Annotated in this window: 23 protein-coding genes and 1 pseudogene; 16 read left to right on the top strand and 8 right to left on the bottom strand. The window is 69.1% G+C overall.

Annotated features, from left to right (window positions below; all coding sequences use genetic code 11):
* The first annotated feature begins 312 nt into the window (after positions 1-312).
* From LOS78_RS15260 to LOS78_RS15225, 8 genes are all read left to right on the top strand, one after another.
* Positions 313-777: a hypothetical protein gene (locus LOS78_RS15260; protein WP_028713314.1), complete on the top strand. Its 465-nt coding sequence runs from the start codon at positions 313-315 to the stop codon at positions 775-777.
* Positions 778-1,199: 422 nt separating this feature from the next.
* Complete coding sequence (locus tag LOS78_RS15255; protein ID WP_230377379.1) at positions 1,200-1,676, top strand: Hsp20 family protein; 477 nt, start codon at positions 1,200-1,202, stop codon at positions 1,674-1,676.
* 83 nt (positions 1,677-1,759) lie between these two features.
* On the top strand, positions 1,760-2,263 hold the full coding sequence (locus LOS78_RS15250) for an Hsp20/alpha crystallin family protein (protein WP_017998448.1): 504 nt from the start codon (positions 1,760-1,762) through the stop codon (positions 2,261-2,263).
* A 102-nt stretch (positions 2,264-2,365) separates the two neighbouring features.
* Complete coding sequence (locus LOS78_RS15245) at positions 2,366-2,731, top strand: SPW repeat protein (protein ID WP_028716852.1); 366 nt, start codon at positions 2,366-2,368, stop codon at positions 2,729-2,731.
* A 98-nt stretch (positions 2,732-2,829) separates the two neighbouring features.
* Entirely contained in the window at positions 2,830-4,206 is a 1,377-nt protein-coding gene (locus tag LOS78_RS15240; protein ID WP_230377378.1) for a DegQ family serine endoprotease, read from the top strand.
* A gap of 20 nt (positions 4,207-4,226) precedes the next feature.
* Complete coding sequence (ftsH, locus tag LOS78_RS15235) at positions 4,227-6,080, top strand: ATP-dependent zinc metalloprotease FtsH (protein ID WP_230378529.1); 1,854 nt, start codon at positions 4,227-4,229, stop codon at positions 6,078-6,080.
* Positions 6,081-6,279: 199 nt separating this feature from the next.
* Positions 6,280-7,911: an acyl-CoA dehydrogenase family protein gene (locus LOS78_RS15230; protein WP_230378528.1), complete on the top strand. Its 1,632-nt coding sequence runs from the start codon at positions 6,280-6,282 to the stop codon at positions 7,909-7,911.
* Between the two features lie 139 nt (positions 7,912-8,050).
* Positions 8,051-10,303: a DNA/RNA non-specific endonuclease gene (locus LOS78_RS15225; RefSeq protein WP_230377377.1), complete on the top strand. Its 2,253-nt coding sequence runs from the start codon at positions 8,051-8,053 to the stop codon at positions 10,301-10,303.
* Between the two features lie 9 nt (positions 10,304-10,312).
* Here the strand turns inward: LOS78_RS15225 and LOS78_RS15220 are convergent, their stop codons facing one another.
* Positions 10,313-11,881 (bottom strand): CHAD domain-containing protein, encoded by a 1,569-nt coding sequence (locus tag LOS78_RS15220; protein WP_230377376.1) that lies wholly within the window; start codon positions 11,879-11,881, stop codon positions 10,313-10,315.
* 296 nt (positions 11,882-12,177) lie between these two features.
* Between LOS78_RS15220 and LOS78_RS22110 the strand changes: the two are divergent.
* Positions 12,178-12,270: pseudogene (locus LOS78_RS22110) on the top strand (IS5/IS1182 family transposase); the annotation flags it as partial.
* Between the two features lie 413 nt (positions 12,271-12,683).
* Here the strand turns inward: LOS78_RS22110 and ilvC are convergent.
* Positions 12,684-13,706 (bottom strand): ketol-acid reductoisomerase, encoded by a 1,023-nt coding sequence (gene ilvC, locus LOS78_RS15215; protein ID WP_028712275.1) that lies wholly within the window; start codon positions 13,704-13,706, stop codon positions 12,684-12,686.
* A 127-nt stretch (positions 13,707-13,833) separates the two neighbouring features.
* Here ilvC and LOS78_RS15210 point away from each other — a divergent pair, with 127 nt between their 5' ends.
* Complete coding sequence (locus tag LOS78_RS15210; RefSeq protein ID WP_028712276.1) at positions 13,834-14,289, top strand: Lrp/AsnC family transcriptional regulator; 456 nt, start codon at positions 13,834-13,836, stop codon at positions 14,287-14,289.
* Positions 14,286-14,744, top strand: a complete 459-nt coding sequence (locus tag LOS78_RS15205; protein WP_028712277.1) for an Lrp/AsnC family transcriptional regulator — start codon at positions 14,286-14,288, stop codon at positions 14,742-14,744. Before LOS78_RS15210 ends, LOS78_RS15205 begins: the two co-directional genes overlap by 4 nt.
* A gap of 168 nt (positions 14,745-14,912) precedes the next feature.
* On the opposite strand, the gene LOS78_RS15200 is transcribed toward LOS78_RS15205, so the two are convergent.
* Positions 14,913-16,547 (bottom strand): D-alanyl-D-alanine carboxypeptidase family protein, encoded by a 1,635-nt coding sequence (locus LOS78_RS15200; RefSeq protein ID WP_230378527.1) that lies wholly within the window; start codon positions 16,545-16,547, stop codon positions 14,913-14,915.
* 283 nt (positions 16,548-16,830) lie between these two features.
* On the opposite strand from LOS78_RS15200, the gene clpS reads away from it, so the two are divergent.
* From clpS to LOS78_RS15185, 3 genes are read left to right on the top strand one after another with little or no spacing between them, the layout of a single operon-like run.
* Positions 16,831-17,148: an ATP-dependent Clp protease adapter ClpS gene (gene clpS / locus LOS78_RS15195; RefSeq protein ID WP_028712279.1), complete on the top strand. Its 318-nt coding sequence runs from the start codon at positions 16,831-16,833 to the stop codon at positions 17,146-17,148.
* Positions 17,149-17,151: 3 nt separating this feature from the next.
* Entirely contained in the window at positions 17,152-18,147 is a 996-nt protein-coding gene (locus tag LOS78_RS15190; RefSeq protein WP_230377375.1) for a class I SAM-dependent methyltransferase, read from the top strand.
* 17 nt (positions 18,148-18,164) lie between these two features.
* The gene (locus LOS78_RS15185; RefSeq protein WP_028712281.1) at positions 18,165-18,974 is read left to right on the top strand and encodes an SDR family NAD(P)-dependent oxidoreductase; all 810 of its coding nucleotides are present in this window, start codon (positions 18,165-18,167) and stop codon (positions 18,972-18,974) included.
* Here LOS78_RS15185 and LOS78_RS22035 read toward each other — a convergent pair.
* Entirely contained in the window at positions 18,971-19,387 is a 417-nt protein-coding gene (locus tag LOS78_RS22035; protein WP_305802565.1) for a hypothetical protein, read from the bottom strand. The two genes, LOS78_RS15185 and LOS78_RS22035, sit on opposite strands and share 4 nt — an antisense overlap.
* 80 nt (positions 19,388-19,467) lie before the next feature.
* On the opposite strand from LOS78_RS22035, the gene hemF reads away from it, so the two are divergent.
* Entirely contained in the window at positions 19,468-20,328 is an 861-nt protein-coding gene (gene hemF / locus LOS78_RS15175; protein ID WP_230377374.1) for an oxygen-dependent coproporphyrinogen oxidase, read from the top strand.
* Entirely contained in the window at positions 20,328-20,888 is a 561-nt protein-coding gene (locus LOS78_RS15170) for a histidine phosphatase family protein (RefSeq protein WP_036698116.1), read from the top strand. The genes hemF and LOS78_RS15170 overlap by 1 nt, the downstream gene beginning before the upstream one ends.
* A 9-nt stretch (positions 20,889-20,897) precedes the next feature.
* Here LOS78_RS15170 and LOS78_RS15165 read toward each other — a convergent pair whose 3' ends face one another.
* The 4 genes from LOS78_RS15165 to LOS78_RS15150 all read right to left on the bottom strand — a co-directional run bounded on the left by LOS78_RS15165 (position 20,898) and on the right by LOS78_RS15150 (position 24,544).
* Positions 20,898-21,446, bottom strand: a complete 549-nt coding sequence (locus tag LOS78_RS15165) for a sugar O-acetyltransferase (RefSeq protein WP_028712285.1) — start codon at positions 21,444-21,446, stop codon at positions 20,898-20,900.
* Positions 21,443-21,802, bottom strand: coding sequence for an SUF system Fe-S cluster assembly protein (locus tag LOS78_RS15160; RefSeq protein ID WP_024845409.1), 360 nt, complete (start codon positions 21,800-21,802; stop codon positions 21,443-21,445). The genes LOS78_RS15165 and LOS78_RS15160 overlap by 4 nt, the downstream gene beginning before the upstream one ends.
* 64 nt (positions 21,803-21,866) lie before the next feature.
* Positions 21,867-22,595, bottom strand: coding sequence for a MipA/OmpV family protein (locus tag LOS78_RS15155; protein WP_230377373.1), 729 nt, complete (start codon positions 22,593-22,595; stop codon positions 21,867-21,869).
* Positions 22,596-22,696: 101 nt separating this feature from the next.
* Positions 22,697-24,544, bottom strand: coding sequence for an ABC-F family ATP-binding cassette domain-containing protein (locus tag LOS78_RS15150; protein WP_230377372.1), 1,848 nt, complete (start codon positions 24,542-24,544; stop codon positions 22,697-22,699).
* Between the last annotated feature and the right edge of the window lie 96 nt (positions 24,545-24,640).

The raw sequence follows: 24,640 nt of genomic DNA, 5'->3' as shown, positions 1-24,640 counted from the left end.
GGCCCCGAGCTCGATAGGCCGACGACCGAAGCGGCGTCTTCCGGCGCGTGGACAGCTCTTGGCCGCGTCGGCCGCGCCGAACTTGATCATCTCGCCATGCTCCCGGTTGGGTGTGACAGCTTTTTCCGGCCACTCGCGGTCCTTGTCAGCCACAAGCACCGTCGACGCCGCCTGCTGCCGATATCATGAGGATTGCGCGCAATATCGTGTGATTTCAGCGAGGTCGGATCGGTGCAGGGGCTTGACCTGAGACGGGGCTGGGCCAAACTTTCCTTATGAAAGGGTTTCGTTCAGACTGATGCCGAGGGTTTCATGACGGACACATATCTCTCTGCCGCCCGCGATCTGGTGATCGAGGGGATGCGCGAAAGCCAGGTCGCCCTGTCGTCCGAGCTCGAGTTTCATCTTGCCTCGACGCTGGCGCGCTACATGCACCGTCCCATTGCGCCCGACCGGCTGACGGTGCGGCTGATGGATGCGGCGCAGAGGCAGGCGGGAAAGGGCGAGTCGCGCCAGATCGGGGACGAATGCCTGATCTCTTGCGCCTTCTTCGCGGCGCGGCTGACGCGGCGGGGCGGCACCATCGTCCATTACGCGGGGCTGGGCCAAAGCGCCTATGAGATCGCCGGGATGCCGGATGTGGCCCATGGCTTTCCCGACATGCTGGATGTGCTGCAGGCCAGCAGCCCGCATGTCGAGGAGCGGCCTTTGCCGTCCAGGGACGGCGAGGCGGAGGAGCCGAGGATCCTGCTGCTCTCGCCGAGGTTCAGGCACTGAACCCGACTTGTTCCCCGGGGTCTGGCCCTGCCTTAAGGATGGCCACCCTTCGTTCGGCGACGCGGCTGACAGGGGATGCCCCGCGCCGATCATGGCCTTGTCGGCATGGCGCCAGCCCCATGCCAGCTCCTCGACCGTCGCCTGTTCCAGGCGATCAGCGGCTCACCGGCGGCTGCCGGAACCGGCCTGATATCCGAGTCGCGTGGCGGTTCTCCAAGCCTGCATCAGCCAGCCAGACAGGGGCTTTCCGGGCGCACGAAAGAGGCCGCATTCGCGGTGTTTTCGCCCCCTTGAACCGCCATTTCCGCGCCCTAAATCGTGGATCGCCGGAAGCCTCGAACGGGGCCGGCATGCCGGGGCGGATGCAACGGCACCGCACGGCGAAAGACTTGTATCCATGTTGCTCAACGGAGGATGTGGCTATGAGAACCACTTTCGACTTTTCCCCTCTCTACCGGTCGAGCATCGGTTTCGACCGGATGCTGAACGCGCTGGAAGCGGCAAGCCGGGTCGGGACGGTCGACAACTGGCCGCCCTATGACATCGCCAAGACCGGCGAGGACGACTATCGCATCACCATGGCGGTGGCGGGCTTCTCGCCCGACGAGCTGGCCATCACGCAGGAACGGACCGTTCTGACGGTAACCGGCCGCAAGGCTGGCGAGGACAAGGGCGAGTATCTGCATCGCGGCATTGCCGAGCGCAGCTTCCGCCGGCGCTTCCAACTCGCCGATCATGTCAGGGTGACCGGCGCCGAACTGCTGAACGGGCTGCTGACGATCGACCTGCGGCGCGAGATCCCCGAAGAGATGAAGCCGCGCCGGATCGAGATCGCCCCGGCCAAGGCCCTGCCCAAATCCCAGCCGCAGCAGGTCGAGACCGGCAAGCAGGCCGCCTGAGGCCCTGTCACCGCACGATCCCCGCCGGCCGCCGGGCAGCGCCCGGCGTTTCCGGCAACCTGTTGCCATGACGGAGGAAAATCATGAATGTCCGTGATCTGATCCCCTGGAACCGCAATGGCGGCAACCAGCTTCCCACCGCCTTCCGCGACGGCGACCGCGATCCCTTCCTGTCGCTGCATCGCGAGGTGAACCGGCTGTTCGACGACGTCTTCCGCGGCTTCAGCCTGCCCGCGGTCGGCACGGTCCCTGCCTTTGGCGGCGGCTGGCCGAGCGTCGAGATCTCCGACAACGAGAAGGAGATCAGGGTGACGGCCGAGGTGCCGGGCCTTGACGAGAAGGACATCGAAGTCCTGCTGGATGACGGCGTGCTGACGCTGAAGGGCGAGAAACGCTCGGAGGTCGAGGATAAGGACCGGCAATTCTCGGAACGCTTTTACGGCCGTTTCGAGCGCCGTATCCCGCTGGGCGCCGAGATCCGCGAGGACGAGGTCGATGCGCATTTCAGGAACGGCGTGCTGACCGTGACCCTGCCCAAGACGGAAAAGGCGCAGTCGCAGGTCAAGCGCATCGCCATCAAGGGCTGAGCCATCGCGGCGGCGACAACCGCCGCCGCCGCATCCAGCCTTCCCCCGCAGGGGAAGGTCCATTGACGGGATCACCAAGCAACCGACAAGGAGGAGTGAACGATGCTGAAATCCCTGTCTCTCGATCGCCGGACGGCATTCGACATCGCCAATGTCGTTGCCAGTCTCGGTCTTCTGCTGTCGCCCTGGTATCTCGGCTTCGCGGCCGAGACCGCCGCGGCGTGGAACGCCTGGCTCGTCGGGGCCGCGATGACGCTGATCGCGCTGGCCGCGCTCTTCGCGTTCCACAGGCTTGAGGAATGGGCCAATGTCGCCCTTGGCCTCTGGGCGGTGATCGCGCCCTGGGTTCTGGGCTTCGCGACCCTCGCGGCGGCGATGTGGGTGCATGTGATCGCCGGTCTGGTCGTCGCGATCCTGGCGGGCGTCAGCCTGTGGTCGGGCGACGACCGGCCCTATTCGACAGCGTGACCTCCCGAACGGCCCGGCAACCCGCCGGGCCGTTTTCTTGTTCTCCGTCTGGTCTCGGGCGAGAAAGGAAATCACCACCGATCAAACGGAGATTGCCGATGTCGATGAAAATCCCCCGACTGCGCGCGGCCGTCATCACGCTGTGCACGATCCTGGCGCTGGTCGCGCCGCCCCAAGCGGCTGTCGGGCAGCCCATGCCCGAGGCTGGGGGCGGTATTCCCACCATCGCCCCGATGCTGTCGCGCGTGACCCCGGCGGTGGTCAATATCGCGGTGGTTTCGGAAACCCCGGCAGTATCGAACCCGCTTTACAACGATCCCTATTTCCGCCGCTTCTTCGATCTTCGCGACCCGCCGATGCGGCGGCAGATGAGCGCCGGCTCCGGCGTGATCGTCGATGCCGAAAACGGCTATGTGCTGACCAACCATCACGTCGTCGCCGAGGCCAGCGCGATCAGCGTCACCCTGAAGGACGGGCGCCAGTTCCGGGCCGAGCTCGTCGGCGCCGACCAGGCCACGGAAATCGCCCTGCTGCGGATCGAGGCCGAGGATCTGGTCGCGCTGGAGATCGGCGATTCCGACCGCCTTCAGGTCGGCGACTTCGTCGCCGCCATCGGCAACCCCTTCGGCCTGGGCCAGACGGTGACCTCGGGCATCGTCAGCGCGCTGGGGCGCAGCGGCATCAGCCGCGAGGGCTATGAGGATTTCATCCAGACCGACGCCTCGATCAATCCGGGCAATTCGGGCGGCGCGCTGGTGACGCTGGACGGCCGGCTGGTCGGCATCAACACCGCCATCCTGACCCCGGCGGGGGGCAATATCGGCATCGGCTTCGCGGTGCCCAGCAACATGGCCGTCGCCGTGATGCGGCAGCTGATCGAGCACGGCGAGGTGCGGCGCGGCAGGCTGGGCATCGGCATGCACGATCTGACGCCCGACCTGGCCGAGGCGCTGGAGCTGGGCGGCATCCACGGCGCGGTGATCGCGAATGTCGAGCCCGGCTCGCCCGCCGAGAAGGCGGGGCTGAAGGCGGGGGACGTGGTGACCGCTGTCGACGGCGCCCCGGTGCAGGGCGCCACGCATCTGCGCAACCGGCTGGGCCTGACGCCCGTCGGCAGCACCATCCGCCTGACGGTCAGGCGCGACGGGGATGCGCGGGAGGTCGACCTGACCATCACCGCCGATGCGACCTCCTCCGGTGATTTCGCCGGCACGCCGCTGGATGGCGCCCGGCTGCGCAACGCCTCGGCGGAGGAGGCGCGCCGGGCGGGGGGTGCCGGGATCATGGTCGACAGCGTCGAGCCGGACAGCCTTGCGGCCTGGATCGGCCTGCGCCGTGGCGACATGATCGTCGCCGTCAACCGGACGCCGGTTTCCTCGGTCGCGGATTTGCGTGGCATGCTTGCCGGCCGCCGTGCCATCGTGGCGCTGGAACTGATCCGCGACGGCAACCGTCTTTTCATGGTCGCGAGATGAACAGGAGCGGCGGCATGGACATGAACCCCAGGACGCAATTCAACATCTGGTATTGGGTGGCCGCCTTCCTCGTCCTGGCGGCATTCCAGTATGTCTTCACCGCCGCCAACCAGGTCGCGCAGATCCCCTACAGCCAGTTCGAGGCCTATCTGCGCGAAGGCCGGATCTCCGAGGTCGCGGTTTCGGACCGCTTCATCCAGGGCCGCTTCATCGAGCCGGTGGACGGCCGCCCGATGTTCGTCACCACCCGGGTCGAGCCCGACCTGGCCCGCCAGCTTCAGGAACACGGCGTCACCGTCACCGGCCAGATCGAAAGCACCTTCCTGCGCGATCTGCTGTCCTGGGTGGTGCCGGTCCTGTTGATCCTCGGCATCTGGATCTTCGTGATCCGGCGCATGGGCGCGGGCATGGGCGGCGGGCTGATGCAGATCGGCAAGTCCAAGGCCAGGGTCTATGTCCAGTCCGACACCGGCGTCACCTTCGAGGATGTGGCCGGCGTGGACGAGGCCAAGGACGAGCTGAAGGAGATCGTCGATTTCCTGCGCGACCCGCAGGGTTACGGCCGTCTGGGCGGGCGGATGCCCAAGGGCATCCTGCTGGTCGGCCCGCCCGGCACCGGCAAGACCCTGCTGGCCCGCGCCGTCGCGGGCGAGGCGGGGGTGCCGTTCTTTTCCATCTCGGGTTCGGAATTCGTCGAGATGTTCGTGGGCGTCGGCGCCGCGCGGGTGCGCGACCTGTTCGAGCAGGCCCGCGCCAAGGCCCCGGCCATCATCTTCATCGACGAGCTGGACGCGCTTGGCCGCGCCCGCGGCATCGGCCCCATGTCCGGCGGCCATGACGAGAAGGAACAGACGCTGAACCAGCTTCTGGTCGAGCTGGACGGCTTCGACCCCTCGACCGGCCTCGTGCTGCTGGCGGCCACGAACCGCCCCGAGATCCTTGATCCGGCGCTGCTGCGCGCCGGCCGCTTCGACCGGCAGGTGCTGGTGGACCGGCCCGACAAGCAGGGCCGGGTGCAGATCCTGAACGTGCATCTGAAGAAGGCGAGGCTCGGCCCCGATGTCGAGCCCGAGAAGATCGCCGCCCTGACCCCCGGCTTTACCGGTGCCGATCTGGCCAACCTGGTCAACGAGGCGACGCTGCTGGCCACGCGGCGCAATGCCGATGCCGTCACCATGGAGGATTTCAACAACGCCGTGGAGCGCATCGTCGCCGGCCTGGAAAAGCGCAACCGGCTGCTGAACCCGCGCGAGCGCGAGATCGTCGCCTATCACGAGATGGGCCATGCGCTGGTCGCCATGGCGCTGCCGGGGGTCGATCCGGTTCACAAGGTCTCGATCATCCCGCGCGGCATCGGTGCGCTTGGTTACACGATCCAGCGCCCGACCGAGGACCGCTTCCTGATGACGCGCGAGGAATTGCACGACAAGATGGCGGTGCTTCTGGGCGGCCGCGCGGCCGAGCATGTCGTCTTCGGCCATCTGTCCACGGGGGCCGCCGACGATCTGGTCAAGGTCACCGACATCGCCCGCGCCATCGTCACCCGCTATGGCATGTCGGACCGGCTGGGCCATGTCGCGCTGGAGCGGGACCAGCGGTCCTTCCTTGCGACCGACCAGCCCTGGTATGGCCCGCAGGAGCGCGCCTATTCCGACGAGACCGCCGCCGCCGTGGACGAGGAAGTGCGCCGCATCGTGGACGAGACCTTCCGGCGGACCGTCGCCCTGCTGGAGGAGCGCCGCGATCTGCTGGAACGCACCGCCCGCCGCCTGCTGGAAAAGGAAACCCTGGACGAGCAGGAAATGGCCGCGCTTGTCGGCGGCGGGCAGGGCGCCCCGGGCGCCGAAGGCCGGGACCGGACGGCCCGGGCCTGACCTGCCTTGCTGATCCGGCGCGGGGGCAGGCGGGCGGCTCATGCCTGCTCTCTGGCCAGGCGCAGGACATTGCGCGCGCCCCGCCGACGATGAGGTGGCGAATGTCCTCCGGCATGCCGGGCGCCGGACTCTGCTGACTCGCGATGCGCGGCGGTTCCGGGCTAGGATCGGACAGATGCGCAAAAAGGAGGCTCTGGCGATGCATCTCGACCCCGTTGCCGATCTGGGGACGCATGAGGTCCTGAACCAGCCGAAGGATCCCGGCGACCGCGACCTGTGGCGCGACGATCCGCTGCTGCGCGCCATGATCGAGGCCGGCGGCGCGCAGACCGAATGGCCGGCGCATTACGGCGCGCTGCTGGGCCGGGCCGAGATGCGCGAGGCGGGGCGCGATGCGAACCGCCACCCGCCCGAGCTTGTCCTGTTCGACAGCGGCGGCAGGCGGCTCGACGAGCTGCGCTTCCATCCCGCCTGGCACCGCTTCATGCGCGATTCCGTCGCCGCCGGCTACCATTCGGTGGCCTGGGAGGGCGGGACGGCCGGGCACCTGACCCATGCCGCGATGGTCTATCTGGCCAGCCAGGTCGAGCCGGGCCATTGCTGCCCGCTGACCATGACCTATGCCGCCGTGCCGGTGGTTTCGGCGGCGCAGGATCTGCCCGGCGACTGGCGCGCCGCGCTTCTGTCGCGGCGCTACGATCCCGCCGTGCGGCCGCTGGGCGACAAGCAGGGCGCGCTGCTGGGCATGGCGATGACGGAAAAGCAGGGCGGTTCCGACGTGCGCGCCAATACCACCCGGGCCGAGCCGGACGGCGGCGCCTGGCGGCTGACCGGGCATAAATGGTTCTGCTCGGCGCCGATGTCGGACGGATTCCTGACGCTGGCGCAGACCGGGCGCGGGCTGACCTGCTTTCTGGTGCCGCGCTGGCTGGAGGAGGGGCGCAACGCCATCCGCATCCAGCGGCTCAAGGACAAGCTGGGCAACCGCTCGAACGGCTCGGCCGAGATCGAATACCAGCGCGCCCTGGCCTGGCAGATCGGCGAGGAGGGCGACGGCATCCGCACCATCGTCGAGATGGTCCATCACACCCGGCTCGACACCGCCATGGCGCCGGCCGGGCTGATGCGGGCGGCGCTGCGCGAGGCGCATCACTGGACCGCCCATCGCAGCACCTTCCAGCGGCGGCTGATCGACCAGCCGCTGATGCGCTCGGTGCTGGCCGATCTGGTGCTGGACTGGCAGGGCAGCCTGGCCCTGGGCCTGCATGTCGCCGCCAGCTTCGACGGGCGGGGCGACGAGGATCGCGCCTTTGCCCGCATCGGCGTGGCGCTGGCGAAATACCTGTCGAACAAGCTGTGCCCGCAGGTCGTGGCCGAGGCGATGGAGGTGCTGGGCGGCATGGGCTATGTCGAGGACACGCCGCTGCCGCTGCTTTATCGCGAGGCGCCGCTGAACGGCATCTGGGAGGGTTCGGGCAATGTCATCTGCCTGGACGCCTTGCGCACGCTGGCGCGCGAGCCGCTGGCCGCCGAGGCGCTGGCGGCGCGGCTGGACCAGGCCGCCGGGCTGGACCGGGCCTATGACGCGGCGCTGGCGGCGCATCGCGACCGCTGGGCGGGCGGCGTGCCCGAGGCCGAGGCGCGCTGGTTCGTCGAGCGCAGCGCCCTGCTGCTGACCGCCGCCGTGCTGTTGCTGCATGGCGAGCCGGATCTGGCGGGCGCCTTCGTCCGCACCCGCCTGGACGGCGAGCGCGGCCGCACCCCGGGCACCATTCCCGCGCCTATGGCCGGGCGCATCCTGGCCAAGGGCTTCCCCGCCGCCGAGGCCTGAGGGCAGGGCAGGGCAGGGCAGGGCAGGGACGGGACGGGTGCGGAGCCCGGCTTCCTTCGCCGCCTGCGGCCGGTCACATGACAGCCACGGCTTTCGTGCTAGCATCGGCGTGACGGCCGGTTGCCGGAGGAGAAGGAATATGGTCGATCTGCGCATCCATGCCGAGGTCGAGAACATCGTCCGCGACCGGCTGCGCCGGGCACGGCCCGAGATCGAGGCCTCGCTGGCCCATATCGCCGAAGGCAATCCGCTTGCCGCGGAACCCACCCTGCCGCGCCGCCTCGAAAGGCTGCGGATCAAGACCGGCGGCAGCCGGGAAGAGGCGATGATGCTTTCGGCCGCCATCGACATGGCGGCGGCGGGCGCCGCGGCCGCGCCCGCGCGCGGCAAGCCGCCGGGACCCGAGGCGATCCAGGGCGCGACGCTGGACTTCGTCGGCGTGGCCTTTCTGGAGCGCGGTCGGCGGGCCGCGGACGCGGTGGGGCGCATCGCCTTCCTGAACGGCCGGCCGCAGGGCACCGGCTTTCTGGTGGCGCCGAACCTGCTGCTGACCAACCATCACGTGATCGACTCGCCCGAGGCGGCGGCCCGCCTGCAGGTGCAGTTCGATTACGAGCATGACCCTTTCGGGCGGCTGCGGGCGGTCTCGGGCTTTCTCTTCGATCCGGACCTGTGCTTCGTCACCGACGGGATCGAGGGACTCGACTATACGCTGATCGGCATCGGCGGGCGACGCGAGGGCGACCGGGATCTGGCGGAATTCGGCCATCTGCCGCTGTCGGACGCCGCCGCCAAGCACATGCTGGGCGAGATCGCCAATGTGATCCAGCATCCCGACGGCCGCTTCAAGGAGCTGGTGCTGCGCGAGAACCATCTGGTCGCCCGCGACGAGACGCTGCAGGTGCTGCATTACGTCGCCGATACCGAGCAGGGCTCCTCGGGCTCGCCGGTGTTCAACAACGAATGGGAGCCGATCGCCCTGCATCACTGGGGCGGGCCGTGGCGCGAGGTGATGGGCACGGCCGGCCAGCCGCTGGCGCGCGAGATCAACGAGGGCATCCGCATCAGCGCCATCGTCGCCGACCTGCGCGGCAGGGCGGACGCGGCCTCGCCCGATGCCGCGGCGATCCGAGCGGCCCTGGACGCCTGGGACGGCGCCGGCCGCGGCCCGGACGCCCTGCCGCCGCAAGCGCCGCGCATGGCGGCCACGCCGGGGCCGAGCCAGGCAGGGGGCTCGGCGACCTGGACCTTTCCCATCGAGATCACCCTGCACGCGCCGCGGCTTGCCGGTTCCGCCGCGCCTGGGCCGCCGGCCGCCGGCGCCGAAGCGACCACCTGGCGGACCGAGGATTTCGCCGACCGGGGCGGCTATGAGCCGGGCTTCATCCCCGGCCATATCGTGCCGCTGCCCGAGACCGGCGCGCTGCCCTGGCGGCTGGCCCGCAACCAGCTGGCGGCCGAGGGCGACGATCCGCACGAGCTGCGCTATCATCATTTCTCGATCCTGATGAATGCCGAGCGCCGGCTGGCCTGCTGCACCGCCGTCAATATCGACGGCGCCCGGATCCGCGCGGTCAACCGGGCCGACAAGACCGTCATCGCCGACCCGACCCTGGCCCAGCTCGGCATCGAATCGGCCGAGGCCAGCGACGATTTCCGCCCCGACCGTCGCATCCTGCCGGAAGAGCAGATGAACCGGCCCTTCTACGAAAACCAGCAGGTTCCGGGCTTTCCGGTCGCGACCTCGGCCGGGCGCATCGCCCGGATGTTCCAGAAGGGGCATATCATCCTGCGCGGCGATCCGGCCTGGGGCAGCGAGGCCGAGGCCCGCGCCGCCGAGCGCGACACCTTCTTCTACACCAATGCCGCGCCGCAGGTGGGCTTCTTCAACCAGGGCAGCGCGCTGGACCGGCCCGGCGCCAAGGGCAAGCTGCGCTGGCGCGCGGTCGAGACCTATGTGCTGCGCAATGCCGTGACCATGCGCCAGAGGATCAGCGTCTTCGCCGGCCCGATCTTCGACGACGAGGCCGACCCGGTCTATCGCTTCGGCGCGCGGCTGCCGATGCGGTTCTGGAAGATCGCGGTCTGGAACGACGGAACCGCGCTGCGTTCCATCGCGCTGATCGCGGACCAGCGCCCGGTGCTGGAGGTGATGCCCGAGGCGATGGGCGCCGAGGCCTTCCAGGACGAGGAGGAGCTGGCGCGGGTTTCGGAATTCCTGTCCACGGTGCGCGAGGTCGAGGCGCTGACGCATCTGGATTTTTCCGCGGCGGTTCGCGACGGCGATGTGCGGGCGGGGGCGGCGGAACCGGCCCCGGCGCTGACGCTGGAGCCGCCGGCCCTGGCCGGCAGCGCCCCGCCGCCGCGCCGCAAGGGCCGCAAGCGATGCTGAGCCCGGCGCCTAGCGCCAGAACCGCCGGGCATCGACAAAGGCGTCATGCGCTTCGGCAGCGGCCTCGATCAGCGCCTGCTTGTCCCGGTCCGATCCGGCCAATGCCGCCGCCTCGGGGTCATCGGTCAGGCCCAGCCGCTCGATCAGCTCGGGGGCGGTGACCAGATCGTTCAGCGCGCCCATGCGGTCCTGCAACTGCTCCAGCGCGTCCAGGAAGCGCGCGGCCCGGCGCTTGCGGCGTTTTTCCCCGAACAGCGGCGCGAAGAATTCGGCGGCATAGCGCAGTTTCTTGGCGTCCTTGCGCAGCTCGTGCCGGGCCTCGTCCGACAGCTCGGCCAGGTCGCGGCCCTCCTTCTTGACCTTGCGGCGAAAGCGGTCCAGCGCCGAGGCGGCGAATTCCCGCGCGGCAAGATTGCGGATTTCGGCCCCCGAGGGCAGCGCCAGCCAGGGGCCGATGGCCAGATATTCCGCAAGATCAAGCATCAGCCGCCGCGCCCGGCGCGAGGCCAGAGCCGCCTCGGCCCGGCCATAGGCCGCCTCGCGCGCCGGTTCCAGCCGGGCGTGCAGCGCCTCGGCATCGCAGCGCGTCCGCAGCACGTCCAGGTCGCGCGCCTCGGCCAGCATGCCGGCGAGCCAGCGGCTTTCCTCGTTCAGCCGGCCGGCGTCGTCGTCCTGCAGCATCGGCTTGAAGATCGACAGGGCCGAGCGCAGCCGCCGCAGCGCCACGCGCGCCTGATGCACAGCCTCGGGATTGCTGCGCCCGATCAGCGGTTCGTTCAGCCGGAACTGCCGCAGGCAGGCGCCGGCGATCTGGCGAAAGCTCTCGGCGGCGGTCATGTCGCCGGTCAGCGCAACCGGGGCCGCCTTGTGCATGTTCCGGACCGGGCCGAGCAGGCGATAGCCGCGCTCGGCCTCGCCCAGCACGCCCAGGCGCAGCGGCGCGATCTCGTCCAGCCGCCGCGCCAGCGAGAACAGCGCCGGGGGCGCTCCCTGCTGCAACACCAGCCCGATCTCGCAAAGCGGCGCGCTGCGGTCGCCCGCCGTCACCTGGCCCTGTTCCAGCACCAAGCCGATCGTGGCGCCCTCCCAGTCGAGGGTCCAGCATCGCTGCCGGGTCTGCAGGCGAAAGACCGGGCCGAGATCCTGCGCCTTCCGTCCCAGCAGCGCGCGGACCGGCGTGGAATCGTCCAGCTTCGGCACCTCGCCCGCCACCGGCTGCCGCCATTCGGGCAGGGCGAAAAGTCCGGCGGGGGCGCCGGCCGCCTCGACGATCTGAAGGTCGCCTTCCGGTGCGTGCCGGATCGCCAGCGTGAAGCCCGCCGCCACGAGGTCCTGCGCCGGCGTGTCGAAATAGGTCGCGCGCCGCGCAGCCGCGCTGCCCTCGCCCGGCAGCAGCTCGGACCGGGCCAGGGTCTCCGAAGCCTCGGCCGCGAGGTCCAGCCGCAGCTCTTCGGCGGAAACGATGGCCCGGCGCGGCGGCAAGCCGTTCGCCTTCAGGGCGGCCAGATAGCCATGCTCGCTGCCGGGCGAAGCGGCCGCGTCGCGGGTGGTTGGTTTGCCTTCGGGCCTGTCGATCATGCTCGCGTCACCTTCACGTCCATTCCCTATGGGCGTGCTTGGTAAAGGTAATATGTCATGGCGCTGACCGGTAGCCGGGTTTCAACCGCTCGATCACGGCCCGTTGCCGCGAACGAGGCTCCGCGTCCACCGGCCGTCCAGCCATCCCTGCACCGGCAAGATCGGGCGGTGCACCGCGAGGCCGGGGGCACGGCCGTCCGGGTTCGTCATGAGAAGCGCCATGACCAAGCGCGCCGTCCGAGCCGCAATCCCAGCCGCTTGCAAGGGTCCGCGCTGCTCGCTGACGGGCTCTGACGCGGGTTGCATCCCCAGGCAGGAGGAGTCGGAGGAAAGCCGTCAGATACGACAAGCGCCGCAATCGCATCGGGATCATGCGCGACCGGCGCAAGATCCGGCGCTGCGTCCCGCAGCTGGCCCATCAGCCTCCTCTCCGCCGCTGGCAACGCGCAAGGGCATCCGAACCAACGGAATAGATGACGCGCCTGCGTGGCGTCCCGCTGGGTGCAGTCCGCAGGATCAAGGGCAAGCCGGCGCCATTCCGGCAGCATATCCGGAAGGAGGGCGCCGGGATCAGTCGGTTTGTCGGGCTGGACCCATGGCTGGAGAAAACCGCGACCCGCGTGATCGGCGCGCACGGGACGATGGTGAAGAAGGCGCGGCTGTCCAGCGCGCCCGCGGCCGTGCTGCGCTGGATCAGCGAGCAGGACGGCGCCCTTGCCGCGGTCCCGAGGGCTGAGGCGTCTTGCCCGCGGCCCCCCCCGAACGAAAAAGCCCCGCTCTCGCGGGGCTTTTCCTTTTGCGCTCAGTTGCGCTCCTTGTCGACCATCTTGCCCTTCGAGATCCAGGGCATCATGGCGCGCAGCTTCTCGCCGACCTTCTCGATCTGGTGCTCGTCGTTGATGCGGCGGGTCGCCTTGAAGAATGGCTGGCCGACGGCGTTCTCCTGCATGAAGTCGCGCACGAACTTGCCGGTCTGGATGTCGGTCAGCACCGCCTTCATCCGCGCCTTGGTCTCTTCATAGGGCAGTACGCGCGGGCCCGAGACATATTCGCCGTATTCCGCGGTGTTCGAGATCGAGTAGTTCATGTTGGCGATGCCGCCCTCGTAGATCAGGTCCACGATCAGCTTCACCTCGTGCAGGCATTCGAAATAGGCCATTTCCGGCTCGTAGCCGGCCTCGACCAGGGTCTCGAAGCCCATGCGGATCAGCTCGACCAGACCGCCGCACAGCACGGCCTGCTCGCCGAACAGGTCGGTTTCGCATTCCTGGCGGAAATTGGTCTCGATGATGCCCGAACGGCCGCCGCCGATGGCCGAGCAATAGGACAGGCCGATGTCCATGGCCTTGCCGGTGGCGTCCTGATGCACCGCGACCAGGCAGGGCACGCCGCCGCCCTTGGTGTATTCGCCGCGCACGGTGTGGCCGGGGCCCTTCGGCGCCATCATGATCACGTCCACGCCCGGCTTCGGCTCGATCAGGCCGAAATGCACGTTCAGGCCATGGGCAAAGGCGATGGCGGCGCCTTCGCGCAGGTTGTCATGCACGTATTTCCTGTAGGTCTCGGCCTGCAGCTCGTCGGGCATGGTGAACATGATCAGGTCGGCCCAGGCGGCGGCCTCGGCGATGCCCATCACCTTCAGCCCCTCGGCTTCGGCCTTCTTGGCCGAGGCCGAACCCTCGCGCAGCGCCACCACCAGGTTCTTGGCACCCGAATCGCGCAGGTTCAGCGCATGGGCGTGGCCCTGGCTGCCATAGCCCAGCATGGCGATCTTCTTGTCCTTGATCAGGTTCACATCGCAGTCGCGATCATAGTAAACGCGCATCGGAAACTCCCTCCATTTCGCTGAAGGGTTTGTAGCAGGCGATTTCCCGGAGATGTGTGCATTTTTCCCGTTTAATGTGGGTGTATCGTTATGATAATGTCCAATTCACGATAAAAGTGAAAATATCATGCCCGACGCCACCGACCGCCGCATCCTGCGCCAGCTGCTCGCCGATCCCGACATCGCGAATGCCGCGCTGGCCGAGCGCGCCGGGGTGACGCCGGCCAGCCTGTGGCGGCGGCTGGAGCGGATGCGCGAAACCGGCGTGATCCGCGCCACCCTGACCCGCATCGACTGGCGCAAGCTCGGCTACGAGGTGCAGGTCAGCCTGCGCTTCACGCTGGACAAGACCCATCCGCGCGCCTTCGACGAATTCATCGCCGCCGCCCGCCGCGTGCCCGAGGTGACCGAGATCCAGACCTTCCTGGGTTCGGTGGACCTGCGGCTGTCGGTGATCGCGCGGGACATGGCGCATTGGCAGCAGCTTTACCGCGAAAGCATTCTGACCCTGCCGCATGTGGCGGACAGCGATGCGCTGATGCTGGTCTCGACCATCAAGGACGTGCAGGAGCTGCCGCTGTGAGCGTTCAGCCCGATGCGACGGACCTGGCGATCCTGCGGCTTCTGGCCGAGGATGCCACCCGCGGCGCGGCCGAGATCGGCCGGGCGCTGGGGCTGACCCAGCCCGCGACCTGGCGGCGCATCCGGCGCCTGACCGAGGCGGGAGTGATCGCCGGCCGCCGCGTGGTCGTGGACGAGGCGGCGCTGGGATTCGGCGTCACCGTCTTCCTGGGCATCCGGCTGGCGGTCAAAGGCCGTGTCAGCCTGGAGGATTTCGAGCGCGCGGTGACCGCCATCCCCGAGGTGCAGGTCGTGCAGCACGTGCTGGGCCAGTTCGACTATCGGCTGCGCATCCATGCCCGCGACATCGCCGATTTCGAACGCATCCTGCGCCGCCGCATCATGACCCTGCCCGGGGTCGGCCAGGTCGAGGCGAATGTCATGCTGTCCGAGGAACGCCGGCCGGGGCCGCTGTAGCATGCCGGGGAAGCGGCCGGATCGTCTGCCCGCCAGCCGGGCCGGGGTCTTGGCCAAGCTGACCGATAGGCGGTTCGCCTATCCCACCCGGCAGGGCCGCCTGGGCCCGTTTGTCCGTGGCGCCTTCTCTCAGGCCCGAACGGATCGGGCCCCTGCCGATTGGCCGGATCAGGGGCCGATCACCTGGCAGCTCTGATGCCGGGCGGCGATCCGGTTGCAGGCGAGCTCGGCGGTTTCCTTGCTCATGCCGACGAAATTCGCCTCGAAGCCGCGCCGGGTATTGGCGACCCGGCTCATCGCGCTGCCGAGCGCGCCGCTTTCCTGCAGCGCGGTCTTGAGCAGCAGCTGCTCGGCCTCGTGCTGCGAGCGGAACAGGCCCAGCGTAACCCCCCAGCCCTTGCCGCCGGCGCCCGATCCGCGCGAGACGATCTCGGTCGCCTGCGGGGCGGCCTGGTCGTCGGGTTCGAGCGAGGCGAGGATGACGGTTTCCGACCGCTGCGCCGGGGCGGGTGCGGCCAGCAGCGCCATGCTTTCCGGCTGCGGCTGGGTGGTCTGGACGAAGAGCGAGGGCGAGCCGGCCGCCGGGGCGGTCGTCAGGCCGGCCGACCGGTCGCCGCGCGGCGCCGGCATCGGGCGGGCGGCATCGACCGGCGCCGCCGCGGTCTCGGGCGCATCGCCTTCTTCCGGGCGGGCTTCGGGACGCGCCGCGCGGGCCAGAAGTTCGGAATCGATCGCGGCATTGGCCAGCTGGCCGGTGCCGGGCTTGCGGGCCGGCCGGGCGCTTGCCGTCAACGTGCTGGCGCTGCGGGCGGGGGCGGGCGCCGTCGCCTGGGCGCGCGAGACCGCGGCCGAGATCGCCGCCGGCGTCACCACCGCGACGGTCGAGGCCCGCGCCACCGGCCGGTCGGAGGCGGAAAGCTGCACGTTCGCCGCCGCCGGGCGCGGTTCGGTCCGGGCGACCTGCACGGTGCGGCGCACCTTCTTCTCGGCCACGTATTGCGGCGGCGCAGGCTTGACCTCTCGCACACGGGTGGGGGCCTTTCCGAAGCCGGCGTCCAGCAATTGCGCCATCACCTGGTTGCGATGCGCGGTCGAGGTGCCGCCCATCACCGTGGCGATGATGCGCTTCGAGCCGCGCTTGGCCGAGGCGGTCAGGTTGAAGCCCGCCGCGCGGGTATAGCCGGTCTTGATGCCGTCCGCGCCTTCGTAGCTGTCGAGGAACCGCTTGTTGGTGCTGGCGACGGTGGCGATGCCCGCATCCGCCGAACGGCGCGAGAAGATCGAGTAATATTGCGGGAAATCGTAGAACAGCCGCCGGCCCAGCAGGGTCATGTCGCGGGCGGTGGAATAATGCCCCTCGGCCGTCAGGCCGTTGGCATTGCGGAAATTCGTGTTGCGCATCCCCAGCGCCCGGGCCATCTGGGTCATCTGCGCGGCGAATTTCGCCTCGGACCCGGCCAGCCCTTCGCCGATCACCGTGGCCGCGTCATTGGCGGATTTCACCGCCGCCGCGCGGATCAGGTAACGCAGCTCGATCCGCTGGCCCGGCTTCAGCCCCAGCCGCGAGGGCGGCTGCGCGGCCGCGTGGCTGGAGACCAGGAACTTGCTGTCCAGCCGGACCTGGCCGCGCTCGATGGCGTTGAAGGCCATGTAAAGCGTCATCATCTTGGTCAGCGAGGCCGGATGAAGCCGGGTATCCGCGTTCTGCGCGTAGATTTCCTGCCCGGTTCGCGCATCCATGACGAAGGCTGCGAAAGGGGCGGCGGCCACTGCCATGGGCAGCGCCCAGGCGAATAGGATCATCAGTCCCAAACGGACGTTCTTGGCGAATCTGCTCACTGTCCCGGTCTCTATCTGCCTCTGAGGACCCGTTCATTATGCGGGCCCTTCATTAATAAAATGACAATAGCACGGCTTCCGGCGTTCGGGAACTGCAAGTTTTCACCCCCGGCCACGCAATCTGCCGCAGGTTGCGCCGCCTTTCGGCAGGAAGGCGGGGGCGGGGGTTATCAAGCGCGGGGAAAGCCTCTATATTCGGTCCCAGAACCGTCCATATCCTGTTGCAAGCCTCGTGACCAATCCGCAGATGACGAACCGACCCGGGGACCGCGAAGAGGTCGAGCTGGGGGTCAAGACCCGCCCCCGCACGCAACGGCCTCCGATGTACAAGGTCTTGCTTCTGAACGACGATTTCACCCCGATGGAATTCGTCGTGCATGTGCTTGAGCGGCTGTTCAACATGAGCCATGCCCAGGCGATCGAGATCATGCTGACGGTCCATCGCAAGGGGGTGGCCGTCGTGGGCGTCTTCTCGCACGAGATCGCCGAAACCAAGGTGGCGCAGGTCATGGAACTGGCGCGCCGCCAGCAGCATCCGCTGCAATGCACCATGGAAAAAGAGTAGAAATTGGCTGGATCACGGCTGGAACTTGTCTTTGGCGGCACGCCGCCGGAAGGGCGCTGGCTGCTGATCGGCGCCGGCGCGGCGACCGACCTTTCCCCTTTCGACGCTGCCCGGCCGCAGATCGTGCAGGGCTTCTATCCCGATCACCGGGCGCTGCAGGCGCGCGGCCATGAGGTCGTCACCGAACCCTCGGGCGCCTTCGACGGCGCCGTGGTCTTCCTGCCCCGTGCCCGGGCCGAGGCGCGGGCGCGCATCGCCGAGGCCGCGGGGCGGCTGGCGCCCGGAGCCGCGCTCTGGATCGACGGGCAGAAGACCGATGGCATCGACGCGGTGCTGAAGGAGATGCGCGGCCTTGCCCCGGTGGACGAGGTGCAATCGCGCGGCCACGGCAAGATCTTCCGGGTGACGCTGCCCGGAGGGGGCTGGCTGCCCGAGGACTGGCCGGCCCGCGACCATCAGGCCGCCCCGGGCATGGTGACGCGGCCCGGGGTGTTTTCGGCCGACGGGCCGGACCCGGCCTCGCAGGCGCTGGCGGCGGCGCTGCCGGACAAGCTGCCGACCCGCATCGTCGACCTCGGCGCGGGCTGGGGCTGGCTTTCGGCCCAGATCCTCAGGCATCCGGGCGTCGAGCAACTGCATCTGGTCGAGGCCGATGCGGCGGCGCTGGATTGCGCGCGGCGCAACGTGACCGACCCGCGCGCGCGGTTCCATTGGGCGGATGCGCTGGATTTCCGCCTGCCCGAGCCGGTGAACGGCGTCGTCATGAACCCGCCCTTCCACGAGGGGCGCGCGGCCGATCCGAAGCTGGGCGCCGGCTTCATCCGCGCGGCGGCGGGCCTGCTGACGGGGGCCGGGCGGCTGTGGATGGTCGCCAACCGGCACCTGCCCTATGAGCAGGCGCTGCGGGAATGCTTTGCCGAAGTCGCGGAACTGGGCGGCGATTCGCGGTTCAAGATCCTGACCGCCTCGGGCGCGCGGCGTCCCGGCGCCCGTCCATAGAGCAAAGGTAGGAAAAGATGAGCCTGTCCATCCAGGGCAAGACCGCCATCGTCACCGGCGCCGCGCGCGGCATCGGCCTGGCCATCGCCCGCCATTTCCAGGAGGCGGGAGCCAATGTCATGTTCGCCGACAGCGACGAAGCGGCGCTGATGGCCGAGCTGGGCGAGCAGGCGGCGGGCGAAGGGCCGGTGCGGGCCTTCGCCGGCGATCTTGGCCAGAAGCTGACGCTGGCGAACCTGGTCTCGGCCACCATCGACGCCTTCGACCGGGTGGACATCCTGGTCAACGCGCATCGCATGGTGCAGGGCTGCGATCCGCTGACGGTCAACGACGAACTGCTGGGCGACATGCTGCGCCAGAACATGATGGCGGGGCTGCGCCTGTCGCAGATGGTCGCGCGGCGCATGATGGCGCAGGTGCGCGAGGAGGACGAGGATGCGCTGCAACACGGCGCCATCGTCAACGTGACCTCGCTGGCCGCCGACTGGCCGCAGCCGCAGATGCTGGCCTATTCCATCGCCAGCGCGGCGCAGGCACAGGCCACGCGCTCGCTGGCCTCGGCGCTGGCGCCCAGGCGCATCCGGGTGAACGGCGTGGCCTTCGCCAGCATCATGTCGAACAACATGCAGCTGAAGCTGCGCGAGGACCCCGGCCTGCGCGACCGCATGGTGGCGGCGACGCCGCTGGGCCGCATCGCCGGCGCGGACGAGCTGGCCTCGACGGTGCAGTTCCTGGCCAGCGAGGCATCGAGCTTCGTCACCGGCCAGATCCTGCGCGTCGACGGCGGCCGCAGCCTGGGCGATCCGCTGGCGCCCGGGGTCTATTAGGACCGCTTCTCTTCGGGATAGGCGGTCTTGCAGGCATCGACGGCGGCGCGGGCGGCGGGCATCAGCGCCTGCTTGCGCGCCTGCAGGTTGTCGCGCTTGCGCGTCTCGGCGGCCGGGTCGATCGGCACCCGGTAACGCTCGGTGTCGACGACGTCGCGCAGGCAGGGACGATAGCCCAGCCGGCGGTTGCCGTCGCGATCGATCCATACATGGCGGCAATCGTCCCATTCGGTGCGGGTCACGGTGCGCTCTTCCCAGGCATAGCCGCGCGCCAGATTGGCCTCGACCTCGGCCAGCAGGTTCGAGACGGTGCGGTATTCGCGGGTGTTGCGGCTGATGCACTGTTCCTGCGGGGTTCCGCAGGCCGCGACAACCAGGACAGGCATCAGGGCAAGCAGGATGTTGCGGGTCATGGCCGGGATCTCTAGTTGTTTCGACCGAAGCATAAGCCCGTCCCCCTGGCGGGGCAATTCACGAATCCGGAGGCAAGCCCATGGAAATGCAGGACGAGCGACAGGAGGCCGCGGCCTGGTTCCGGGAATTGCGCGACCGCATCGTCGCGGCCTTCGAGGCGCTGGAGGATCGTGGCCCCGGCTCGGCCCCGCCCGGCCGGTTCGAGATCCGCGAGACCAAGCGCGGCGAGGATGGCGGCGGCGGGCTGATGTCGGTGATGCGCGGCGGCCGGGTCTTCGAGAAGGTCGGCGTGAACTGGTCGGCGGTGCATGGCGAATTGTCCGCCGCGGCCCGGCAGGCCATGGCGGCGCGCGGCGTGCCGGGGATCGAGGCCGACTCGCGCTTCTGGGCCTCGGGCATCAGCCTGGTCGCGCATATGCAGAACCCGCATGCGCCGGCCGTCCACATGAACACGCGCATGTTCTGGACCCCCGGCGCCTGGTGGTTCGGCGGCGGCGCCGACCTGAACCCCTGCCTGGAAGTCGCCGAGGATACGGCACATTTCCACGAAACCCTGCGCGCAGCCTGCGCCCCGCATGGCGCGGATTACTACGACCGCTTCAAGGCCTGGGCGGAGGAGTATTTCTTTGTCCCGCATCGCGGCCGGGCGCGGGGCGTCGGCGGCATCTTCTACGACGACCTGAACACGGGCGACTGGCGCGCGGATTTCGCCTTTACCCGGGCGGTGGGCGAGGCTTTCCTGCCGGCCTTCCTGCCCCTGGCCGAAAAGCGCATGGCCCAGCCCTGGGGCGAGGCGGAAAAGGACGCGCAGCTGATCCATCGCGGCCTCTATGCCGAATACAACCTGGTCTATGACCGCGGCACCAAGTTCGGCCTGGCGACCGGCCACGATCCCGAGGCGGTGCTGATGAGCCTGCCGCCCATGGCGAAATGGGTCTGATGCCGGACTGGCCCGACCTCTACCTGATGCGGCACGGCCAGACCGAATGGAATGCCCAGGGGCGGATGCAGGGGCGGCTGGATTCGCCGCTGACGCCGCTGGGGCAGGCGCAGGCGCGCCGGCTGGCCTGGCTGGTGCGCGACCTGCGCGGCGTCGCGCGCTATGCCAGCACCGCCGGGCGGGCGCAGCAGACGGCGCGCATCGTCTTCGGTGGGCAGGACTTCCGCGCAGACGAGCGGCTGCACGAAATCGACATCGGCGATTTCACCGGCAGGCTTTGGGAGGAGTTGCGCGCGACGCATCCCGCGATCTTCGGCTCCGGCGGGCTGGACTGGTATGACCGCGCGCCGGGGGGCGAGCATTTCGCCGGGTTGGAGGCGCGGGTGCGCGCCTTCCTGGACGATCTGACCGGGCCGGCGCTGATCGTCACCCATGGCATCACCCTGCGCATGCTGCGGCTGGTGGCGATGGACCTGCCGCTGCGGCGCCTGCCCGAAATGCCGGTCATGCAGGGCGCGCTGCATCTGGTCAGCCGCGGCCGGCACCGGGTCTTCTTCTAGGCGGCGCGCTCAGCCCTTCGGCGGCAGCGGCCGGGCCGGGTTGCCGACCACCGTGGCGCCCGGCGCCACGTCCCGGGTCACCACCGCGCCGGCGCCGACGATGGCGCCGTCGCCGATCGAGATGCCGGGCAGGACGACGGCGCCGCCGCCGATCCAGACATCGTCGCCGATGCTGATCGGCTTGCCCCATTCCTCGCCCCGGGCGCGGCTTTCACGGTCGCGGGGCCGGTCCTCGGTCAGCAATTGCACGGCAGTGCCGAACTGGCAGCGCGCGCCGATGCGGATTTCGCAGATATCCATGAAGAAACAGCCGTAATTCACGAAGCAATCCGGGCCGAAATGGATATGCTTGCCGTAATCGACATGGAAGGGCGCGCGGATCACCGCGCCGTTCCAGGTGCCCAGCAGCTGGGTCAGGGTGCGGGCGCGGGTCTTGTCGCCGATGATGGTGGCATTGTAGTCGCGCATCAGCCCCTGCGCGGTCTTGCGCATCGCCACCAGCTCGCCATCCCCGGGATGATAGGGCAGGCCGGCCAGCATGTCCTCGCGCGCGGTCAAATGAAGCCGAGCTCCAGGCGGGCCTCTTCGGACATCATGTCCATGCCCCATTGCGGCTGGAAGGTCATCTCGACATCCACCTGCTTGACGCCGGGCAGTGGCTCGACCGCATCGGCGACCCAGCCGGGCATCTCGCCCGCCACCGGACAGCCCGGCGCGGTCAGGGTCATGACGATGCGCACGGCGTTCTCGTCGTTGATGTCGATCGTGTAGATCAGGCCCAGGTCGAAGATATTGACCGGGATCTCGGGGTCGTAGACCGTCTTGCAGGCCTCGACCACACTATCATAGAGGGGGTGATCCGTGGTCGAGGGCGCGATCAGCGGATCGCCTTCCTTGAGGTTTTCGGTGCTCATGCGGCGCGTCCTGTGGAATCTTGGCAATGATATAGGACTTGTGCCTTCCGGGGTCCAGTGCCGCCTAGAAGCGGAAGTTCAGCCGCCGTGCCAAGCCGATGCTGACCGAGGGCTGGCTGCGCGTCTCGACCAGGGGCGAATCGCCGGCATCGCCCAGCAGGCGGCCATAGCTCAGCCGGCCCATCACCGCCGTGTCGGGCATGAATTCATAGCGCGCCTCGATGCTGACGCGGGCGATATAGGCGCCGCCGTCCGGATCATGCTCGGGTCGGCCGGGGCGGGTCTCGCCGGGCGCCACGCCGAAATAGGTGCCGGTGAAATCGTCGTCGCCCAGGCCCAGCTCGGCGCCGGTCCAGAGCGTCAGCTTGTCGCTGGCCTCGAATCGGTATTTCGCGCCCAGCTCGCCCACCAGTCCGTGATGGCCGCCGAACCCCTTGCGGATGGCGCCGTAGCTGGTCAGATCGCCCATGCGCCAGGATAGTTTCACGCCGATCTCGCCGGCATAGCCGATATCGTCCATGCCGCGCAGGTCGTCGTGATCGTCGGCGTCGCGCTTGCCGACATAGTTCAGCGAGGGCAGGATCGAGAACCCATCCGGCTGGTCGCGGTCGGCATCGGCGTTGCGCAGGATGAACCAGGGCGCGGCATCCAGATTGTCCGAGCCCATGAATGCCGGCCCGTATTTCAGCCCCAGGCCGGCATCGACCGAGAACTCGCGCCCCAGCGACTGCCCCAGCGCGGGCGAGGTCAGGGCGGTGGCGGCGAGAAGCGCGAACGCGGCTATCCTGGTCATGGCGAATCCCTGTCGAATTGCGCGTGACCCTGCGTCGAAAACCCGTTGCAGGGCAAGCGGCTTCTGACGGATTTCACGCGGATGACGGCCCGCTGTTGCGTTCAGGCCCGCTCGGCCTCCTCCAGCCGCTCCAGCGCCTCCATCCACAGGCTTTCCGCGCGCTGCATCGCCTCGCTGGCCTCGGCATGCTTGCGGCCCCAGGCTTCGGCCTTCTGCGCATCGTCATAGGTCGCGGGATCGGCCATGATGGCGTCCAGCTTTTCCAGCATGGCGGTCAGCTTCTCGACCCGCTCCTCGGCGCGCCTGGCCTCGGCGCGCAGCTCCAGGATCTTCTCGCGCGCGGGGCGTTTCGGCGCCGGCTTCGCTTCGGTTTTCGGCTCGGGCTTTTCCTCGCCGGCCAGCAGCATGCGGCGATAGTCGTCCAGGTCGCCCTGCCAGGGGCTGACCCCGCCCTGATCGACCAGCCACAGCCGGTCCGCGACCAGGTTCAGCAGGTGCATGTCGTGGCTGACCAGCACCACGGCGCCGGTATAGTCGTTCAATGCCTCGGTCAGCGCCTCGCGGCTCTCGATGTCCAGGTGGTTGGTCGGTTCGTCGAGGATCAGCAGATGCGGCGCGTCGATGGTGGCCAGCAGCAAGGACAGCCGCGCCTTCTGCCCGCCCGAGAGCTGGCCCACCCGGGTCTCGGCCTGCGCCTCCATCAATCCGAATCCGGCCAGCCGGGCGCGCAGCTTCGCCGGCGGCTCGTCCGGGCGCAGGCGGCGGACATGGGCGATGGGCGTCTCGTCCAGTTCCAGCTCATCGACCTGGTGCTGGGCGAAATAGCCGATGCGCAGCTTGCTTGATCGCGCGATCCGCCCCTCCATCGCCTCCAGCCGGCCGGCCAGCAGCTTCGACAGCGTAGACTTGCCCTGGCCGTTCCGGCCCAGCAGCGCGATGCGGTCGTCCTGATCGATGCGCAGCGCCAGCCGCCGCAGCACCGCCCGCCCGTCATAGCCCACCGTCACCCCGTCCAGCGAGATGATGGGCGGCGACAGCTGGTCGGGCTGCGGAAAGCCGAAGCGGTGGAACTTGGCCTCTTCCGGGGCGGTGATCGGCTCCATCTTCTCCAGCATCTTGATACGGGCCTGGGCCTGGCGGGCCTTGGTGGCCTTGGCGCGGAAGCGATCCACGAAGCTTTGCAGATGCGCGCGGCGGGCGTCCTGCTTCTTCGCCTCGGCGGCCTGCAAGGCGCGTTTCTCGGCCCGGGTCCGCGCGAAGATGTCGTAGCCGCCGGAATAGAGCACCAGCCTGCGCTCCTCGAGATGCAGGATATGGCCCACGGCGCGGTTCAGCAGGTCGCGGTCGTGGCTGATGACGATGACGGTATGCGGATAGCGCGCCAGATAGCTTTCCAGCCACAGCGCGCCTTCCAGGTCGAGGTAGTTGGTCGGCTCGTCCAGCAGCAGCAGGTCGGGCTGCGAGAACAGCACCCCGGCCAGCGCCACCCGCATCCGCCAGCCGCCGGAATAGTCGGCGGTCGGCCGCGCCTGGTCCTCGGTCGAGAAGCCCAGGCCGCGCAGGATGGTCGCGGCCCGCGCCTCGGCCGACCAGGCGTCGATATCGGCCAGCCGGGTCTGGATCTCGGCGATGCGATGCGCGTCGGTGGCATCGGCGGATTCGGCCAACAACGCGGCGCGTTCGATGTCGGCCTCCAGCACCGTCTCCAGCACGCTGGTCGCGGTGCCCGGCGCCTCCTGCGCGACGCCGCCGATGCGGGCGCGGGGCGGCAGGGTGATGGCGCCGCCGTCAAGGCCCAGCTCGCCCCGGATCAGCCGGAACAGCGTAGTCTTGCCGGCGCCGTTCGGGCCGACCAGGCCGACCTTGTGCCCGTCCGGGATGGTGGCCGAGGCGTGCTCGAACAGCGGCCGTCCGGCGATGGAATAGGATATGTCGTCGATGCGCAGCATGCGCCCCCGCATGGCGCAAGCCGCGGCGGGCGTCAATGCCGTCATCGAAGGCCCGGGCCAGGGCGCGGGCCGCGGCCGCGCCGGCTTTTCAAGCGC

It is taken from the genome of Paracoccus sp. MA, from assembly GCF_020990385.1.
Taxonomy (GTDB): Bacteria; Pseudomonadota; Alphaproteobacteria; order Rhodobacterales; family Rhodobacteraceae; genus Paracoccus.
Note: the sequence above shows the minus strand (reverse complement) of the source record. Positions and strands in the feature narration are given on the sequence as shown.

Excerpts from the sequence above, each read along its gene's own strand:
- clpS (WP_028712279.1), top strand. The coding sequence starts at position 16,831 with ATGACGAACCGACCCGGGGACCGCGAAGAGGTCGAGCTGGGGGTCAAG.
- LOS78_RS15160 (WP_024845409.1), bottom strand. The coding sequence starts at position 21,802 with ATGAGCACCGAAAACCTCAAGGAAGGCGATCCGCTGATCGCGCCCTCG.
- LOS78_RS15220 (WP_230377376.1), bottom strand. The coding sequence starts at position 11,881 with ATGATCGACAGGCCCGAAGGCAAACCAACCACCCGCGACGCGGCCGCT.
- LOS78_RS15260 (WP_028713314.1), top strand. The coding sequence starts at position 313 with ATGACGGACACATATCTCTCTGCCGCCCGCGATCTGGTGATCGAGGGG.
- LOS78_RS15150 (WP_230377372.1), bottom strand. The coding sequence starts at position 24,544 with ATGCTGCGCATCGACGACATATCCTATTCCATCGCCGGACGGCCGCTG.
- LOS78_RS15245 (WP_028716852.1), top strand. The coding sequence starts at position 2,366 with ATGCTGAAATCCCTGTCTCTCGATCGCCGGACGGCATTCGACATCGCC.
- LOS78_RS15170 (WP_036698116.1), top strand. The coding sequence starts at position 20,328 with ATGCCGGACTGGCCCGACCTCTACCTGATGCGGCACGGCCAGACCGAA.
- LOS78_RS22035 (WP_305802565.1), bottom strand. The coding sequence starts at position 19,387 with ATGACCCGCAACATCCTGCTTGCCCTGATGCCTGTCCTGGTTGTCGCG.
- LOS78_RS15225 (WP_230377377.1), top strand. The coding sequence starts at position 8,051 with ATGGTCGATCTGCGCATCCATGCCGAGGTCGAGAACATCGTCCGCGAC.
- LOS78_RS15185 (WP_028712281.1), top strand. The coding sequence starts at position 18,165 with ATGAGCCTGTCCATCCAGGGCAAGACCGCCATCGTCACCGGCGCCGCG.
- LOS78_RS15210 (WP_028712276.1), top strand. The coding sequence starts at position 13,834 with ATGCCCGACGCCACCGACCGCCGCATCCTGCGCCAGCTGCTCGCCGAT.
- LOS78_RS15255 (WP_230377379.1), top strand. The coding sequence starts at position 1,200 with ATGAGAACCACTTTCGACTTTTCCCCTCTCTACCGGTCGAGCATCGGT.
- LOS78_RS15240 (WP_230377378.1), top strand. The coding sequence starts at position 2,830 with ATGTCGATGAAAATCCCCCGACTGCGCGCGGCCGTCATCACGCTGTGC.
- ftsH (WP_230378529.1), top strand. The coding sequence starts at position 4,227 with ATGAACCCCAGGACGCAATTCAACATCTGGTATTGGGTGGCCGCCTTC.
- LOS78_RS15250 (WP_017998448.1), top strand. The coding sequence starts at position 1,760 with ATGAATGTCCGTGATCTGATCCCCTGGAACCGCAATGGCGGCAACCAG.
- LOS78_RS15230 (WP_230378528.1), top strand. The coding sequence starts at position 6,280 with ATGCATCTCGACCCCGTTGCCGATCTGGGGACGCATGAGGTCCTGAAC.
- LOS78_RS15155 (WP_230377373.1), bottom strand. The coding sequence starts at position 22,595 with ATGACCAGGATAGCCGCGTTCGCGCTTCTCGCCGCCACCGCCCTGACC.
- ilvC (WP_028712275.1), bottom strand. The coding sequence starts at position 13,706 with ATGCGCGTTTACTATGATCGCGACTGCGATGTGAACCTGATCAAGGAC.
- LOS78_RS15200 (WP_230378527.1), bottom strand. The coding sequence starts at position 16,547 with ATGATCCTATTCGCCTGGGCGCTGCCCATGGCAGTGGCCGCCGCCCCT.
- hemF (WP_230377374.1), top strand. The coding sequence starts at position 19,468 with ATGGAAATGCAGGACGAGCGACAGGAGGCCGCGGCCTGGTTCCGGGAA.